The 15,517-nt window shown below is 60.2% G+C and carries 14 protein-coding genes; 6 read left to right on the top strand and 8 right to left on the bottom strand.

Annotation, left to right across the window (positions count from 1 at the left end):
• The first annotated feature begins 32 nt into the window (after nt 1–32).
• From modA to ABJH13_RS03050, 4 genes are all read left to right on the top strand, one after another.
• Nucleotides 33–827 (top strand): molybdate ABC transporter substrate-binding protein, encoded by a 795-nt coding sequence (gene modA / locus ABJH13_RS03065; protein ID WP_348404746.1) that lies wholly within the window; start codon nt 33–35, stop codon nt 825–827.
• Nucleotides 824–1,519 carry a molybdate ABC transporter permease subunit gene (gene modB / locus ABJH13_RS03060; RefSeq protein ID WP_348404745.1) on the top strand — a complete coding sequence of 232 codons (696 nt, stop codon included), beginning with the start codon at nt 824–826 and terminating at the stop codon, nt 1,517–1,519. The genes modA and modB overlap by 4 nt, the downstream gene beginning before the upstream one ends.
• A complete protein-coding gene (gene modC, locus ABJH13_RS03055) occupies nt 1,519–2,607 on the top strand; it encodes a molybdenum ABC transporter ATP-binding protein (RefSeq protein ID WP_348404744.1) in 1,089 nt (362 codons plus the stop codon). The genes modB and modC overlap by 1 nt, the downstream gene beginning before the upstream one ends.
• A 200-nt stretch (nt 2,608–2,807) precedes the next feature.
• Nucleotides 2,808–3,194, top strand: coding sequence for a hypothetical protein (locus tag ABJH13_RS03050; protein WP_348404743.1), 387 nt, complete (start codon nt 2,808–2,810; stop codon nt 3,192–3,194).
• Between the two features lie 64 nt (nt 3,195–3,258).
• On the opposite strand, the gene ABJH13_RS03045 is transcribed toward ABJH13_RS03050, so the two are convergent.
• The 8 genes from ABJH13_RS03045 to ABJH13_RS03010 form a co-directional block, all read right to left on the bottom strand.
• Nucleotides 3,259–4,425, bottom strand: coding sequence for a M20 aminoacylase family protein (locus ABJH13_RS03045; protein ID WP_348404742.1), 1,167 nt, complete (start codon nt 4,423–4,425; stop codon nt 3,259–3,261).
• Nucleotides 4,426–4,938, bottom strand: a complete 513-nt coding sequence (locus ABJH13_RS03040; protein WP_348404741.1) for an L-2-amino-thiazoline-4-carboxylic acid hydrolase — start codon at nt 4,936–4,938, stop codon at nt 4,426–4,428.
• Nucleotides 4,935–6,233, bottom strand: a complete 1,299-nt coding sequence (locus ABJH13_RS03035) for an FAD-binding oxidoreductase (protein WP_348404740.1) — start codon at nt 6,231–6,233, stop codon at nt 4,935–4,937. Before ABJH13_RS03035 ends, ABJH13_RS03040 begins: the two co-directional genes overlap by 4 nt.
• Nucleotides 6,230–7,858 (bottom strand): aminotransferase class V-fold PLP-dependent enzyme, encoded by a 1,629-nt coding sequence (locus ABJH13_RS03030; RefSeq protein ID WP_348404739.1) that lies wholly within the window; start codon nt 7,856–7,858, stop codon nt 6,230–6,232. Before ABJH13_RS03030 ends, ABJH13_RS03035 begins: the two co-directional genes overlap by 4 nt.
• A gap of 9 nt (nt 7,859–7,867) precedes the next feature.
• Complete coding sequence (locus ABJH13_RS03025; RefSeq protein WP_348404738.1) at nt 7,868–9,511, bottom strand: ABC transporter ATP-binding protein; 1,644 nt, start codon at nt 9,509–9,511, stop codon at nt 7,868–7,870.
• Complete coding sequence (locus tag ABJH13_RS03020) at nt 9,508–10,386, bottom strand: ABC transporter permease (RefSeq protein ID WP_348404737.1); 879 nt, start codon at nt 10,384–10,386, stop codon at nt 9,508–9,510. Before ABJH13_RS03020 ends, ABJH13_RS03025 begins: the two co-directional genes overlap by 4 nt.
• Complete coding sequence (locus ABJH13_RS03015; protein WP_348404736.1) at nt 10,383–11,372, bottom strand: ABC transporter permease; 990 nt, start codon at nt 11,370–11,372, stop codon at nt 10,383–10,385. The genes ABJH13_RS03020 and ABJH13_RS03015 overlap by 4 nt, the downstream gene beginning before the upstream one ends.
• Nucleotides 11,373–11,440: 68 nt before the next feature.
• Complete coding sequence (locus tag ABJH13_RS03010) at nt 11,441–13,036, bottom strand: ABC transporter substrate-binding protein (protein WP_348404735.1); 1,596 nt, start codon at nt 13,034–13,036, stop codon at nt 11,441–11,443.
• 382 nt (nt 13,037–13,418) lie between these two features.
• On the opposite strand from ABJH13_RS03010, the gene ABJH13_RS03005 reads away from it, so the two are divergent.
• Together ABJH13_RS03005 and ABJH13_RS03000 are read left to right on the top strand one after the other, a co-directional pair.
• Nucleotides 13,419–14,279, top strand: a complete 861-nt coding sequence (locus ABJH13_RS03005; RefSeq protein WP_348404734.1) for a VOC family protein — start codon at nt 13,419–13,421, stop codon at nt 14,277–14,279.
• The gene (locus ABJH13_RS03000; protein ID WP_348404733.1) at nt 14,276–14,788 is read left to right on the top strand and encodes an Lrp/AsnC family transcriptional regulator; all 513 of its coding nucleotides are present in this window, start codon (nt 14,276–14,278) and stop codon (nt 14,786–14,788) included. Before ABJH13_RS03005 ends, ABJH13_RS03000 begins: the two co-directional genes overlap by 4 nt.
• The last annotated feature ends 729 nt before the right edge of the window (nt 14,789–15,517 follow it).

Below are 15,517 nucleotides of genomic sequence, written 5' to 3'. Positions count from 1 at the left end.
CAACCGGGCCCCGGGTAGCAGAATGTGCGGCTATGAAATCGCCCGCCAAAACCCACCGTTTTTCAACCCGCCTGTACCGATGGGTCGTGATTGGCATGACGTTTGTTGCGACCACCGCTCAGGCCGACACGGTGACGGTATTCGCCGCTGCCAGCCTGCGCACCGCGCTCGACGATATCGCCGCTGCATTTTCTGCCAGCACAGACCACGAGGTGGTTATTTCATACGCAGGCACCTCTGTCTTGGCGCGGCAAATCGCGCAGGGGGCACCGGCAGATGTGGTGATTTCCGCCAGCACCGACTGGATGGATTGGTTGGCCGCGCAAAACGCGATCGTTGCCGACAGCCGCATCAACATTGCGGGCAATCGCATGGTGCTCATCGGCCACGGAGCCGCTGGCGCACCCGTGGCGCCCACCGCCACGGCGCTTGCGGAACGGTTGGGGCAAGACCGTATCGCGATGGCCTTGGTCGAGGCCGTCCCCGCCGGCATCTACGGCAAACACGCGTTTGAACACTTTGGCATCTGGGCGCAGATCGCCCCGCAGGTGGCACAAACCGACAATGTGCGCGCAGCACTTGCGTTGGTGGCAGTGGGTGCGGCGCCCTTTGGGGTCGTCTATGCCACCGATGCCGAAGCAGACCCACGCGTCACGGTGCTGGCCCAGTTTCCTGCAAATAGTCACGCAGCCATCACCTACCCCGCCGCGCGCGTGACAGGCCACGACACCCCGCCCGCACGCGCCTTTCTGCACCACCTTCAGACCAACGCCACCCAAGCCACCCTGCACCGCCACGGGTTTCGCCACCCCGCCGACACCCCATGACCGATTGGTTGGGCCCAGACGAATGGCGCGCCGTCGCACTGTCGCTCAAGGTGTCGCTTTGGGCCACGTTGATCAGCCTGCCATTGGGGGTGGGCGTGGCCTACGCCTTGGCCCGCGCAGAATTCCCCGGCAAACACCTGCTGAACGGGCTGGTGCATCTGCCGCTGATCTTGCCACCGGTCGTGACGGGGTATTTGCTGTTGGCCAGCTTTGGCCCGCAAACCGCAGTGGGCAGCGCGCTGCACAGCATAGGCTTAGACGTGGCATTTCGCTGGACGGGGGCGGCATTGGCGGCCGGTGTCATGGCGTTTCCGTTGATGGTGCGCGCAATCCGGTTGTCCATCGAGGCGGTCGACCCCAAGCTGGAACAGGCCGCCGCGACGCTGGGCGCATCCCGGATATGGGTGTTTGCGACCATCACCCTGCCGCTGATCTTGCCGGGCGTGATTGCGGGCGCGATCTTGGCGTTTGCCAAGGCCATGGGCGAATTCGGCGCGACCATCACGTTTGTGTCCAACATCCCCGGTCGAACGCAAACCGTGCCATCAGCGATCTACGCGTTCTTGCAAGTGCCGGGAGGCGAAACGGCGGCATGGCGGTTGGTCATTGTCTCTATCGTCGTCGCCATGAGCGCGCTGCTGCTGTCGGAATGGGTCGCACGGCGGGCCGCAGATAAAGTGCGTGGCGCGTGATGCTGTCGGTTTCTGTGCAGCACCGGTTTCGCGGGTTTGACCTAGACGTCGCGTTCGACGCCCCCGCCGGGGTGACGGTGCTGTTTGGTCGGTCGGGGGCCGGAAAATCAACGCTGATCAATGCGGTGGCGGGGCTGCTGCGCCCGGACGCGGGCCGTATTTCCAGCGACGACACCGTGCTATTGGACACCCAAACCGGGACCAACCTGCCCCCACACGCCCGCCGCGTTGGGTATATTTTCCAAGACGCGCGGCTGTTTCCACATATGACCGTACGGCAAAATCTGGCCTATGGCCGTTGGTTTGCGCCGAAATCCGCGCATCCTGCCGATATGGGCAAGATCGTCGAAATGTTGGGCATCGGGCCATTGTTGGGGCGGCGCCCCGATGGGCTTTCGGGCGGGGAAAAGCAACGCGTGGCCATCGGTCGGGCGTTGCTGTCACGGCCGCAGATTATTTTAGCCGACGAACCGCTGGCCGCCTTGGACGCACAACGTAAAGCCGACATCCTGCCCTATTTCGAACGGCTGCGCGATGACCTTGCGGTGCCGATGTTGTACGTCAGCCACGCCACCGCCGAAGTAGCGCGCATTGCCACGACCGTCGTCGCCCTGGAGGCAGGGCGCGTGGTGCGGCAAGGCGCAGCCCGCGATGTCCTGAGCGACCCTGCCGTGACCCCGTTGGGCGCACGCGCGGCGGGCGCATTGCTAGAGGCCCGCGTGCACGCGCACCATGATGACGGCCTTAGCACGTTGATATCGCAAGGTGTTCCATTGGTATTGCCCCGCGTCACCCAAACACCCGGCAGCCCGCTGCGGGTCTGGATCGAAGCGCAGGATGTGATGCTCGCGACCCAACGTCCCCACGCTATTTCAGCGTTGAATGTGTTGAAGGTCACGGTCAAAGATCTGCGGTTTGGGGCGGGGCCCGGTGTGTTGGTTCAGCTTGCCTTTGGCGATGCGGTGTTGCTGGCCCGTATCACGCGCCGGTCCGCGCAGGCGCTTGGGTTGGCGGCAGGCGCGCCTGTCTATGCGATCCTCAAGGCAGTGTCTGTGGCCCCGGATGCGATCGGCGATCATCCCCTTTAGCCCGCGCAGGCACCACCAAGACCGGGTGCCCGCACGATAGTTGCGCGCCCGGCGAAAGGTTCAAACAACCATAACGCGATCTCTTTGCAACTATTGCGTTATAATCTTGGCCTGCGCATAAACCGTTAACCACTTTTTATTGTCATTTCAGGCAGATCGCCTTAATTGCCACGTCATCTAGGGAAAAAAAGGGGGACTGCATGTCCGTGATCGAAGAAATCAAACAACTCGAAGCTCAAAAACAAAAGCTGCTCAGCCAAGCAAAATCCGAAGCGATGGCCAGCGCAACCAAAGCCGTGGCTGACCTGAAAACCCTTGGGTTTGAATACCACCTCGCCGAAGGCCCAAAGCCCAAAGCCAAGGCCGCTGCAGCCCCGAAAAAAGGCCCCAAGACACGGCGCGGCGGCATGCGCGATCTCGTTCTCAAGGCGGTTGCGGCCTCGGACGCTGGCATGGTGCGCAAGGAAATTTTCACCGCGCTCAACGTCACTGAAAAATCCGAAAAACAAGCGACGGCCAACGCGCTGGCTGCTTTGAAAAAATCGGGCGAATTGATCGCTGAGGGCCGGGTTTACAAAGCCACCTGACCCAACCGTCCCGAGGCTGGCAAGATCGGGGGTGCCCCGCTCGCGCCAGCCCGGTCTGTGCGCCTCAAAGAGGCAGGCGTTGGCGCACCAAGGTCGTCCAATATGACCCGCCCCATGCGATGACATCATCGTTGAAATCATATTCCGGGTGATGCAGCGCCGCAGAGGGGCCGTTGCCGACGTTGATCATCGCACCGGGCACTTCGTTGAGCATAAACGAAAAATCCTCACCACCCAAGGTCTGAGGCATATCCAGATGCACGTTTTCAACGCCCGCGACCTCTTGTGCGGCTTTGGCCGCCAGGCCGGTTTCGATCTCGTGATTGACGGTAACCGGGTAGTGGCGAATGTACTCTAACTGACCCGTCCCACCAAATGCCGCTGCGATGTGCGACACCATCCCGGTCAACCGGTCTTCGATCATATTGCGCGCATCTTCGTTCAGGGTGCGCACCGTGCCCGTCATCCGAACGTCCTGCGGAATAACGTTAAACGCATTGCCCGCTTCGATGGTGCACAACGATACCACCGCGGCATCTATCGGATCCAAGTTGCGCGACGTGATCGACTGCACGGCCTGCAACAATGCACCTGCCACAGGCAGCGGGTCGATCGTCTGATCGGGGCGCGCCGCGTGCCCGCCACGGCCGGTGATGGTGATCTTGATCTCATCGACCGACCCCATGATTGGGCCAGAATTGATGGTGAATTGCCCGACAGGCAGGTTGGGCCGGTTGTGCATGCCGTAAACTTCATCGCAGGGCCAGCGTTGAAACAGACCGTCTTGGATCATCGCGCGCGCGCCCGCACCGCCCTCTTCGGCGGGTTGGAAAATCACGATCACCGTCCCGTCAAACGCCCGACTGTCGGCCAAATGCCGCGCGGCCCCCAGCAACATCGCCGTATGCCCGTCGTGCCCACATGCGTGCATTTTACCCGGCACCTGCGAGGCCCACGGCTTGCCGGTTTCTTCTTCAATCGGCAAGGCATCCATGTCAGACCGCAACCCGATCATCCGACCAGACGCGGTGCTTTGGCCCCGGATCACGCCCACCACACCTGTGCGCCCGATGCCCTCGTGCACCTCATCAACGCCAGCGGCACGCAGCGCGTCCGCCACGTTTTGCGCCGTACGCTGCACGTCATATAAAAGTTCGGGGTTCATGTGCAGATCACGGCGAAACGCGGTGAGATCATCAACCAGTTTGGCGACCCAGTTTTCAACGGCCATTCAGACGTCCTTCTTCATACGGTAGCGAAAATCACAATGGCTCGCGCCTTTCATGATCGTCTGTGTGCGGGTCATTTCGATGTTTGGGTTATAGCCGATGCAAAAATCACCGTCCCGGTTACACGACAACAAATGCCCAATATCGCCCAGCCCCATGTCCCGGTACATTTCCGCATAGCGGCATTTGACGACGTTGAAATCCATCTTTTCCTCGGACATCTCTACCGGTTCGATCCGCAGCGCGTCTTCGCGGGTCCAGTTGGGTTGGATCGCGGCGAAATCCGTCAGATCGGGCGGGCGGCCAAGGTCTTGCGCCAACATCTGGCCCTGTTCAATCGCGGATTTTGAACAGGTCGTCCCGATCACGGCTTCGGCCTCTTCGCGGCCAGATCGTTCGGTGATGACATCCAACACATGCTTAAGCAACATCGCCTCGATCCGCCGCCGCAACAGGATCGGAATATCGTTGATCTCCATGCTGGCTGGGGTGTCGTCCTTTGGGGGCTGCGTCACGGGGTGTACTCCTTTTTGTCTTGTCGTTTTAACCACGCCAGATACGTCGGCGCGACCCGTTGTACGAGACCATGCGCCACAAAGGGCTGCGGGTCACTGATCGGCAGGGCAAGCTCTGCCTCTGGTTGGCCTGTCGCCGCGCGCGCCAATTCGCGCCCAAGCGACGTGCCAAGCGCCACGCCGCGCCCGTTGCACGCCACCCACGCCCAGCCATCCGGGCCGATCTTGTGCACACGGGGAAACCGGTCCCAGTTCATGCCGACATACCCCGACCAGACATGCGTCATCTGGGGCACGCCAAGCGCGGGAAATGCCTCTGCGAGGGTCCGGGCCGCCTTTTTGCGCACCCGGTTTTGCATGTCATACGACCCCATCACCGCGCCGCCCGTGATCAGCCGGTTGCGCGCGTCATACCGGAAAAACCGAAGATCGCCGCGCGTGTCAGACACCGCCTGACGGCCCGGTACGGTCTGGGCGCGCAGCGCGTCATCAATGGGCGGGGTCGCCATTTGCCAGCTGAGCACGGGCACAACAGATCGGGCGATGCGCCGAGCGAGGTGCCGCGTCAATTCACCAGTGTAGGCGTTTGTCGCCAAGATCAGCGCGCGCGCTTTTACCGTGCCGCCGCGTGTCTTGATCACCCATGTGCTGCCGACCCGATCATAAGATAGCACCGGGCTGTCTTCGTAGATCTGCGCGCCCAGATCTTGGGCCACCCGCGCCATTTCGCGGGCCAACGCCAGCGGGTTGATATGCCCCCCAGTGGGGTTGAACATACCGCCATGCCAAAACTGGGTGCCCAGAAGGTCAGCGGCCTGTGCGGCGGTTTTCAACTCCGCCGGGAACCCAAACCGCTGCCACGCCGCGACGCGTTTTTGCGACAGCGCAACGCGCCCCGGACTATGCGCAGGTTGGAACCAGCCGGCTTGTTCGGCCTCGGCCTGCATGTTGTAGCTGCGGACCAAATCAAACAACACCTGCGCCGAATTGCCGATCAGATCAACCATCCGGCGGCCCGCATCACCGTGGCGCGCGACCCAAGCGTCTGGTTCTGCCGATGTCAAAACAGGGATAACCTGGCCGTTGTTGCGCCCGGACGCGCCCCACCCTGCGGCTTTTGCCTCGATCACCGTGACGGCATGACCCCGGCGGCGTGTTTCGATGGCCGCAGACAGGCCGGTGAACCCCGCGCCAATCACCGCGACGTCGGTTTCCACCACACCAGACACCGGTGCCGTGGCCTGCCGCGCAGGCGCAGTTTCCGCCCATAGAGAGGGTGGAAACTGCGTGCTCATGACCCCGGTTGCCCCCCACAGGCAGCCGCCACTTCGGAAGGTAACCAGAACCAACGCAGGTCTTCTTCTGCCGCCGATAACGATGGGCAAGGCGTGGGTGTGAGCCGTGCCGCAGACTGCGCCAATTGTTGTGCCTCTGTCAGGCAGGTCGCGAAATCGGGCGCTGTTTCATCCGCAACTGTGCGGTTGTGCCAAAGGTCAGACAGGCTTGCGGGCCGCGCCGCCTGATAGCTGCGCGTCGCGCGCCAAACACCGTGCCCCGCGTCCAATTCATAAAGCGGCAACAGATCGAGCCCATAGACACCGATGAACGCAATCGCTTGGGCGATCTTATCCACGTCGTCTTCGTCGAAAAACCAATTCACCCCAAACCGCACCCAACCGGGGCGAAACACCGAATGCCCCGCCCGCACGACGGCCTCGTGGCGCGCGCTGGTTTGTGCGTCAATCCCAAGCAAGCTATGACCATACGGACCCGCACAGGAACACCCACCCCGCGCCTGTATCCCAAAGAGATCATTCAGCAACGCCACCACATAGTTATGGTGCAGAAATTTGCCCTTAACCCGCAGATTAAACGAAAAGATACCCAAACGCGGCACGTTGCTGGGGCCTAGCAGTTCAACCCCATCAATCGCGCGCAACGCCTCTTCCATGCGGCGCGTTAGCACGGTTTCGCGGGCCTCCACGCGGGCATCGTCCATGTCACGCTTGAGCTGCATCACCATACCTGCACGTATGTTGTCGACAATAGCAGGCGTGCCACCTTCTTCGCGGTCTTCAGGGTTCGGGATATACCGATGGCTGTCTTCGGTGACATAGCTGACGGTGCCGCCGCCAATCACGGTGGGGCGGTCAATATCCAACACGCCACGGTCCACGACCAAAACACCCGACGCCCCCGGCCCGCCCGCATATTTGTGTGGCGACAACACAGCCGCATCTATCCTATCGCCCGCGCCCGGTTGCGTTTCGGCCAGTCGGATCGGAATATACGGTGCGGCAGCGGCAAAATCGGCCACACACAGGCCGCCATACGCATGCATCAATTGCGCGATCCCGCGCAGATCCGTAAGCACCCCCGTCACATTGGACGCCGCTGAAAACGCACCGACCTTGACCGTGGCATCTGCGTGATGCGCAAGTTGGGTCTTGAGGGTTTCAAGACAAATGGCCCCCGCCGCGTTCAGCGGAATACGCACCAAGGTCGCGCCGCTTTCACGCCAAGGTAGATCGTTAGAATGGTGCTCGTACGGGCCCACAAACACAACGCCATCCGCCAGCCCCTGCACCGCCAACGCGCGCACCAATTTGTCGACGCCACCTGTCGCCCCGGCCCCGGCAAAGATCACCGCATGACCGTCATCGGCCCCCACCGCCGCGCGCACAGCTTCGCGCGCCATCTCTCGTAATTCGGTGGTGCGGCGCCCGACAAAGGACGTTTCGGTGTGGGTATTGCCGTAATATGGCAGCACATGCGTGCGGATCGCGTCTTCGATAAAGGCCAACGCGCGCCCCGAGGCTACATAGTCGGCATAGATCAACGCGCGCGGCCCAAACGGGCCCGGAATAGCCGCCCCTTCTCCGATCAAGGCGCCACGAATATCTTGGAATTCCAGTAACATATCTAGTCCTCAAGCCGCATCAATTTGCAGCGGTGGTGGGGTCCAATCGCGGCCCGGAATGGACGCAAGAAGGTTTTGCGTGTAGGGGTGTTGCGGGTTGGCAAAGACCTCGGACGTGGGGCCGGTTTCGACGATTTCGCCGGTTTGCATGACAATGATCCGGTCGCACAGCTGCGCCGCCACCCGCAGGTCATGGGTGACAAACAGCACCGCTAGGTTCAGCCGGTCGCGCAGCTGCGCCAGTAGTTTCAACACCTGCGCCTGCACCGACACATCCAACGCCGATACAGGTTCATCCGCGACAATGATCTTGGGCTCCATCGCCAGCGCCCGCGCGATGCCGATGCGTTGCCGTTGACCGCCCGAAAATTCATGCGGGAACCGATTGGCGGCGGCTGGCGACAGTTCCACCAGTTCGAGCAGTTTTTTGGCGTTTTCGCGCGCCAATGCCGGGTCTGTGCCATGCACAATCGGCCCCTGCGCAATCAGATCCATCACGCGTTTGCGCGGGTTCAACGAGGCCATCGGGTCTTGAAACACCATCTGAATGTTCTTGCGCATCGCACGTAGTTCTTTGGGCGAACAGGCCAGCAAATCTGTGCCGTCGACGTCCACGCGGCCCGCGTCGCATTCCAACAACCGCGTCACAATCCGCGATACGGTCGTCTTGCCCGACCCGCTTTCACCGACCACACCCAGCGTTTCGCCCTGATGCAGCTGAAACGTCAGATCCTTGACCGCCGTGACCGCGTTGCGCTTGCCACTCAGCAACCCACCGCGCGCGGCAAAGGTCTTTTTCAGCCCCGTCCCGCGCAACACAACCGGCGCCGTCGAGGCCGGTTTGAACGGTGGCGGCGTCAGCGATGGGACGGCCGCGATCAGCGCGCGGGTATAGGGGTGTTGCGGGTGGTTCAGCACCGCGTCTGTGCTGCCACTTTCGACCAGTTCACCACGGCACAGCACCGCGACTTTATCCGCAATTTCGGCCACGACACCAAAGTCATGGGTGATAAACAAAATGCCCGCGTCTTCTTGGTGCTGCAACTCGCGGATCAGCTTGAGGATCTGCATTTGCGTGGTCACATCCAGCGCTGTGGTGGGCTCATCCGCGATAATCAATTTGGGCGACAGCGCCAACGCCATGGCGATCATCACACGTTGCCGTTGCCCCCCAGAAATCTGGTGCGGGTAGGCATGGTAGGCCGACGCTGGGTCAGGGATATGCACACGTTCCAACATCTCGAGCGCGCGGGCTTTGCGGCCCGAACGCGACAGGTTGGTGTGCAGACGAAACACTTCATCCAGTTGCCAACCCACTGTTTTTTGCGGGTTCAGCGCGGTCATTGGTTCTTGGAAAATCATCGCAACGCCGACGCCGCGCAGCTTGCGCATCGTGCTTTCGGAGGCGCCGCGCAGCTCTTGCCCCATGAACCGGATCGTACCGCCAGTGACCCGCACATGTGGTTCCGGCAACAGCCCCATGACCGCCCCCGCACACAGCGACTTGCCCGACCCGCTTTCGCCCACAAGGCAGACGATCTCGCCGGGGGCTACGGTCAGATCCAAACCCGCGAGGGCCAGCGGGCGGTCCGCCCCTTTGGGAAGCGATATTTGCAAATCGCGCAGTTCAAGAACCGGATCAGGGTGTGTCATGACTTTTTCTGCCTTGGGTTTAACGCGTCATTCAGCCCCTCGCCCAACAGCGAAAACGACAAAACGGTCAGGATAATCGCAATGCCGGGGATGACGGCGCAGGACGGCGCCGTGCGCAACACGGCCCGCCCCTGCCCGATCATATTGCCCCAGCTTGCGTAATTGGGATCGCCGAGCGCCAAAAAGGCCAATGCGCTTTCCATCAGGATCGCCAAGGCCATGATCACCGAGGCATAAACCACAATGGGCGGCATCGCATTGGGCAAGATTTCACGAAAGATAATCGCGCGGTTGGACACCCCCAGATTGCGTGCCGCATCCACAAATTCGCGCTGTCTGAGCGACATGAATTCGGCACGCACCATACGCGCCGGTGCTGTCCAGCTGACGATGCCAATGGCGACGGTGATCCACTCGATCTTGGAGCCCATGATCGCCACCAACGCCAGCAGCAACACAAAATTAGGGATGGTCTGGAACGCTTCGGTAATACGCATCAGGACGTCATCGATCCACCCGCCGAAATACCCAGCAACGGCACCGATCACCACGCCAATGCTGATCGCGACCAGCGTAGCGACCACCCCGATCATCAACGATATGCGCGCGCCGTAAAACACCCCCGACAGCACATCGCGCCCCAATTGGTCTGTGCCCAGTGGCGTCTGCCAATCGGTGAACGGTGGGGTCAATGGCGTCCCGGCCCGGCGCAACGGGTCGTCGGGGTCCACCCACCCGGCCGTGAGCGCCATGATCACTACAATGGCAAACAGCACCAACCCCAAAACGGCAGCGCGGTTGCGCCGGTAGCGACGCCAAAACACCACATAACGGGGCGGTTCTGGCGGTGCGATATGTGTATCAGACAGGGTCATAGCAATTCGATCCGGCTATCGAGACGTGCATAAAGCAGGTCAGTCAGGAAATTCACCACGACAACAATGATCGAGCATAGGAATATAATGCCCATCAAGGTGTTCATGTCGCGTTGCACGACGGATTGATAGGCAAGCTGCCCCAACCCCGGCAGGGTAAAGATGGTTTCAACCACAATAGACCCACCCAACACGGTCGAGAATTGTAGGCCCAGCAACGTCACCACCGGCAACAAAGCGTTGCGCATAATGTGGTGCACCATCAGCCGCGTCTCGCGCGCGCCTTTGGCCCGTGCGGTGCGGACATAATCAAGGTCGGCGACTTCGATCACGGCGGCCCGCATCAGGCGCAGGTAGAACGCCAGATAGATCAGCGACAGCGCCGCAGTGGGCATCACCAAATGCCGCGCCAGGTCCCAGACGTGGTCCCAGCCGGTGTGAAAGGCCGCGATCGTTTTGATACCCCCCACCGGCAACCACCCAAGATGCACCGAAAAGATCAACATCAACATCAGTGACAAGAAAAAGGATGGGGTCGCATAAAACACCAGCCCCAGCACCGATATCAGGTTATCGGTAAGCGAATAGGCCCGCCGTGCGGCGATGGCCCCCAGCACGATCCCCAGACAAAAAGCGATGCTCAGCGATGTGGCCATCAACAGCAATGTGGTGCCCAGCCGGTCCATCAGGACCTCGGCAACGGGCTGTTCATAAACGAACGACCAGCCAAAATCGAAGGACGCCAGTTTTACCATATAGCGCCACAGCTGCACCAAAACTGGCTGGTCCAGGCCATATTCTATGCGCAAACGTTCGATAAAGGCGGCGTCGGCCCCGCCCATGTCACCCACCAACGCATCGACGGTGTCACCCGGCGCCAGTTTGAGCAGCAAAAACGTGGCGACCATGATCAACACCACCACCGGCACGGCCTGTAACAGCCGGCGCAGCGCGTAGATCACAATCGGGGGGAAAGTCAGTGCCATAGGTCGCGGATCCTTCGGGATCTGTACATTGGCGGGCGCGAAGGGTCCGCGCCCGCCGAAACGTTAGATTACTGTTCGAGCCACAGGTCATACCAGCTGGAGGAATTCCAACGTGGTGTGTTGTGGTGGTTTCGCAGCTTCTTTGACGTGATCGAGATAAACGGATGTTCGATCGCGAATATCACCGGCAGCTCGGCCATCGCGCGGGTTTGCAGCGTGTGGTACATCTGCGCACGGGCGTCGACATCAAGCTCGGATGCGGCATCGTCGATCATCTGGTCGATCTCATCGCTTTGCCAGCCAAATTGGTTGGTCCACGGCGTGCCGTTGGGCTGACCCGAACGCAACCAAACCATCGTCGACACAGCCGGGTCTGACCGGAACTGGTGCCAGCCATTGGCGGTATCAAAATCATGGTCGCGGTACACGCCCGTCAGGAACCCCGGTGCGTCATTGGTCAGGATCTCGACATCAATATCGATCTCCTTCATCGCCTGTGCGAAATACAGCGCCCAAAGTTGGGTATATTCGCCCCATGGCGCCGGACGGTGCCGCAGTTTAAACCGGGTCCCGTCGTCTTTGACGGGGTAGCCCGCCGCGTCCAACATCTGTTTGGCCAGCTCGGGATCATAGGCATAGGTGGGCACGTCATCGGTGTAGTTGACCCCACCCGCCGTCGGAACCGGGCCGCGGCCGGGCTTGGCGAACCCGCGCATGATGGTATCAATCGCATAGTCGATATCAAGCCCATGATACATCGCCTGCCGGACCTTCAGATCCGCCATGATCGGGTTGCGGTGGTTGAATTCCACGGTCGAATGGGCGACGTTATTTTCGTACCCTTGGGTGCCCACATCAAACCGGTCGTCTTGGCTCAGACGTTCGACGTCGGCCATCGATACACCGATAAAACCGGATTCGTGGATTTCGCCCGCCTCAAGTGCGGCCGCCGCTGCCGATTTATCCTTGATGAACCGCCACACAACCCTGTCCAGATAAGGGAACCCCTCGCGCCAATAGTCGTCGTTCTTGACGGCCATCACGTATTGCCCGCGCTCATATTCCGCGAACTTGAAGGGCCCCGTGCCCACTGGCGCCGTGTTGTGTTTGTTCTTGAGGATATCAGTACCCTCATACAGGTGCTTGGGCACCGGGTGGCCGAGGTCGGGCATCGCCGCGACAAACAGACCCAAAGGCATCGGTTTGGAATAGTTAAACACAGCCGTATGCGCATCCGTACACTCAACGCTTTCCAGATTGGCCTGAAGCGCGGATGAATAGTTCAGGTAGGCCTTCCACAGTTCCATCGCAGAAAACGCCACATCGTCACAGGTAAACGGCATGCCATCATGCCAATTCACACCCTCGCGCAGGGTAACTGTGATCTGGCTGCCATCCGCAGACCCGGACCAATCGGTGGCCAACACCGGTTCATAGCCGTCATAGCTTTTGTCGATCAGGGGCTCCATGATCTTGCCCGAAATGTTATAAACCCCGGTGGATGCCCGCAGCGCGGGGTTCAGGGTGCGCTGTTCTGAAATCATGTGCACGATGGCGGTTCCGCCGCGCTGGATCTCATCTTGGGCGCTGACGGACACCGCAGTGGCCCCAAACGCCCCCGCAGCGGCAATCATCAACCCCGCCTGTTTTAATGTGGTTTTCATTGTTGTTGTCTCCCGGTTGAAGTGTTGGGCCAGCCTGTCGCAGCCGGTGTCGCACCTGCCAGTCCGTCTCTAAGGTGCGGTTGTTCGTTGCGCTTGGTCAACATGAAATTCCATTTTTTATCACATAAACGAGAAAATTATCTACAATACCATCAATATTTAGTGTTACGATTTGAAAAATGGGCATTTCGCAAAGGAAAATGTATGCGCAGGTTGGCGTGTGTCACAGGTAACGTACGGGGAATCGGTGCGGCGGCACGCGGTTTTGCCGAACTAGGGCACCAAACCGCACGCGTCCAATGGCTCGTACCGCCATCACAGTCCGGTACAAAACCCGCCGTCTTTGCCCCACAGATGCCACCGCTTATCAAAGGAACACTCTATGCAGCATCCTGTTAAAGGTATTGATCATTGTTTTGCGCTGGTCGATGATCTCGACAGTGCCGCCGCGCAATATCGCGCGCTGGGGTTCACCGTGTCACCGCGCGGCCTGCATTCTGCATCCAAAGGGACCGCCAACCACACCATTATGTTCCCGGACGACTATTTCGAATTGCTGGGCGTTTTGGTGCCCACCGCAGCCAACGCTGCCCGCCGTGCCACATTGCAGACTATGAAACAGGGGTTGCATGCCATCGCCTGCCGGATCGCATCCGCGCCAGATGCGGCTGCTGCATTGGGCGCGATGGGCATCGCAACCCAAGGGCTGGGCAGTTTCTCGCGGCCCGTCGATTTGTCCGACGGCAGCACCGGGGTCGCTGCGTTTTCCACTGTGGCGTTCACCCCCGATGACACCCCACGGGGGATCGTGTTCATGTGCGCGCATGACACCCCCGAAACCGTATGGGTGCCCGATTTGCTATCGCATGAAAACACCGCCGCCGGGTTGGGTGCGGTTGTTGCCCTGTCCGATGACCCGGCCACTGATGCGGCTGGGTTTGCACGGCTGTGGGCCGATGGGTCTGTCACCGCGCAAGACGGCACCTACACCGTGCACACTGGCGTGCGTTCTGCGCCTTTGGTGCTGGCAGACGCAGATCACCTTGGCGCATATTACGCAGGGATAGATCTATCCGGCACCACCCGCGGCGCATTCACCGCATTGCGGATCAAGGTGCACGACCTCAGCGCTGTGGCCGCCTGTCTGACCCGCGCAGAAATCACCGCCACCGCCACACCCGCGGGCCTTGCCATAAGCCCCGAACACGCCGCCGGCGTTTTGATGGAGTTCATCCCGACATGACAGACCAACGCCCCCGCAAAACCGGCACCAAGCCGATCGAGAGCATCACATTTGACGCAACCGACCGCCGGATCCTTGAGATCTTGCAGCACGACAGCGACACCCCCATGCAGGTGATCTCCAAGACTGTTGGCCTGTCGACCAACCCCTGCTGGCGCCGGATCAAACGCATGGAAGAGGCCGGCGTCATCAAAAAGCGCGTGGCCTTGGTCGATCAGGACCGCGTGAACGTGCCCCTGACGGTGTTTATCGGTGTCAGCACCACACGCCATGGTATCGACTGGCTCGACCAGTTTCGCGCGCTGATCGACGAAATCCCCGAAATAATTGAGGCCTACAGGCTGACCGGTACAGTCGACTACATCCTCAAGGTCGTGGTGCCAGACATGCTATCCTACGACGCGGTTTATAAGACCATGATCCGCCGATTGGAGTTCAGTCAGGTCAATTCGATGATCGCCATGGAAGAGTTGAAATTCACGACAGCCATCCCCACAAACCACCTGTGACCAATACCGCGGCGCCATCATGCCGGTTTGGGGCTCCTATCGCGGACATATCAGAGCCCTGATGGTCAAGCGGGTCCGTGATCTAACGGCGTTTGTGAGGAGAATCAGTGCAGTTCACAAACGCCTTTGAGTAGCGCCTACGGCGGTGATAAGTGAGGCGATGCCCTGCCGGCGCGTTTAATCGAGACAGATGACAAAGCAGCTATTGTCGCCTATGAAAAAAGGGCCTCAGAGATAGAGCACTAAAGACTTTACCGTAGCCGAAAGTGCGGCCGACGCAACCACTCAGCCATACGTTCACGCGTGCTTCTTGCGCGCTTTCAGTGGCACGTCCGTGGGTTTCTTCGACAGATTTCCTGATGACGCGCCGTCCGAGGTTCCCTCATTCATAAGGGGAATCTGCGGTTTTGGAGTTCATAGTCTTCGTCGTCGGTTTGGACAAGCGCGTCGGGCGCGGAACCCTCAAATTGTTCAAGCGCAAGACCCTTGCCGGAAGTGGTTTGCAAAGCAAACTGTGGGAGGGCGCTTCAACGGGTATTTGGTTCTCCAGTGATGAGTGCGGTCGGACGTTGTTGTAGTCGTGGATAATTGGACCTGTCGCGGTTTGATACCGCTCTTTTGATAGCATTTACTGCACCAAAGGAGATTTACTATGGGACTGAAACGGACGGACGAATTCCGCCAGGATGCGGTGCGGATCGCGCTAACCAGTGGGCTTAGGCGCAAGCA

This window comes from Roseobacter sp., assembly GCF_039970775.1.
Classification (GTDB): Bacteria; Pseudomonadota; Alphaproteobacteria; order Rhodobacterales; family Rhodobacteraceae; genus Roseobacter.
The sequence above is the reverse complement of the archived record's forward strand: the minus strand, read 5'-3'. Positions and strand labels throughout refer to the sequence as shown.

Bases quoted from the DNA above. Each gene is read 5' to 3' on its own strand.
- modC (WP_348404744.1), top strand. From the start codon at position 1,519: ATGCTGTCGGTTTCTGTGCAGCACCGGTTTCGCGGGTTTGACCTAGAC.
- ABJH13_RS03005 (WP_348404734.1), top strand. From the start codon at position 13,419: ATGCAGCATCCTGTTAAAGGTATTGATCATTGTTTTGCGCTGGTCGAT.
- ABJH13_RS03015 (WP_348404736.1), bottom strand. From the start codon at position 11,372: ATGGCACTGACTTTCCCCCCGATTGTGATCTACGCGCTGCGCCGGCTG.
- ABJH13_RS03045 (WP_348404742.1), bottom strand. From the start codon at position 4,425: ATGGCCGTTGAAAACTGGGTCGCCAAACTGGTTGATGATCTCACCGCG.
- ABJH13_RS03050 (WP_348404743.1), top strand. From the start codon at position 2,808: ATGTCCGTGATCGAAGAAATCAAACAACTCGAAGCTCAAAAACAAAAG.
- ABJH13_RS03010 (WP_348404735.1), bottom strand. From the start codon at position 13,036: ATGAAAACCACATTAAAACAGGCGGGGTTGATGATTGCCGCTGCGGGG.
- ABJH13_RS03020 (WP_348404737.1), bottom strand. From the start codon at position 10,386: ATGACCCTGTCTGATACACATATCGCACCGCCAGAACCGCCCCGTTAT.
- ABJH13_RS03030 (WP_348404739.1), bottom strand. From the start codon at position 7,858: ATGTTACTGGAATTCCAAGATATTCGTGGCGCCTTGATCGGAGAAGGG.
- ABJH13_RS03035 (WP_348404740.1), bottom strand. From the start codon at position 6,233: ATGAGCACGCAGTTTCCACCCTCTCTATGGGCGGAAACTGCGCCTGCG.
- modB (WP_348404745.1), top strand. From the start codon at position 824: ATGACCGATTGGTTGGGCCCAGACGAATGGCGCGCCGTCGCACTGTCG.
- ABJH13_RS03000 (WP_348404733.1), top strand. From the start codon at position 14,276: ATGACAGACCAACGCCCCCGCAAAACCGGCACCAAGCCGATCGAGAGC.
- modA (WP_348404746.1), top strand. From the start codon at position 33: ATGAAATCGCCCGCCAAAACCCACCGTTTTTCAACCCGCCTGTACCGA.
- ABJH13_RS03025 (WP_348404738.1), bottom strand. From the start codon at position 9,511: ATGACACACCCTGATCCGGTTCTTGAACTGCGCGATTTGCAAATATCG.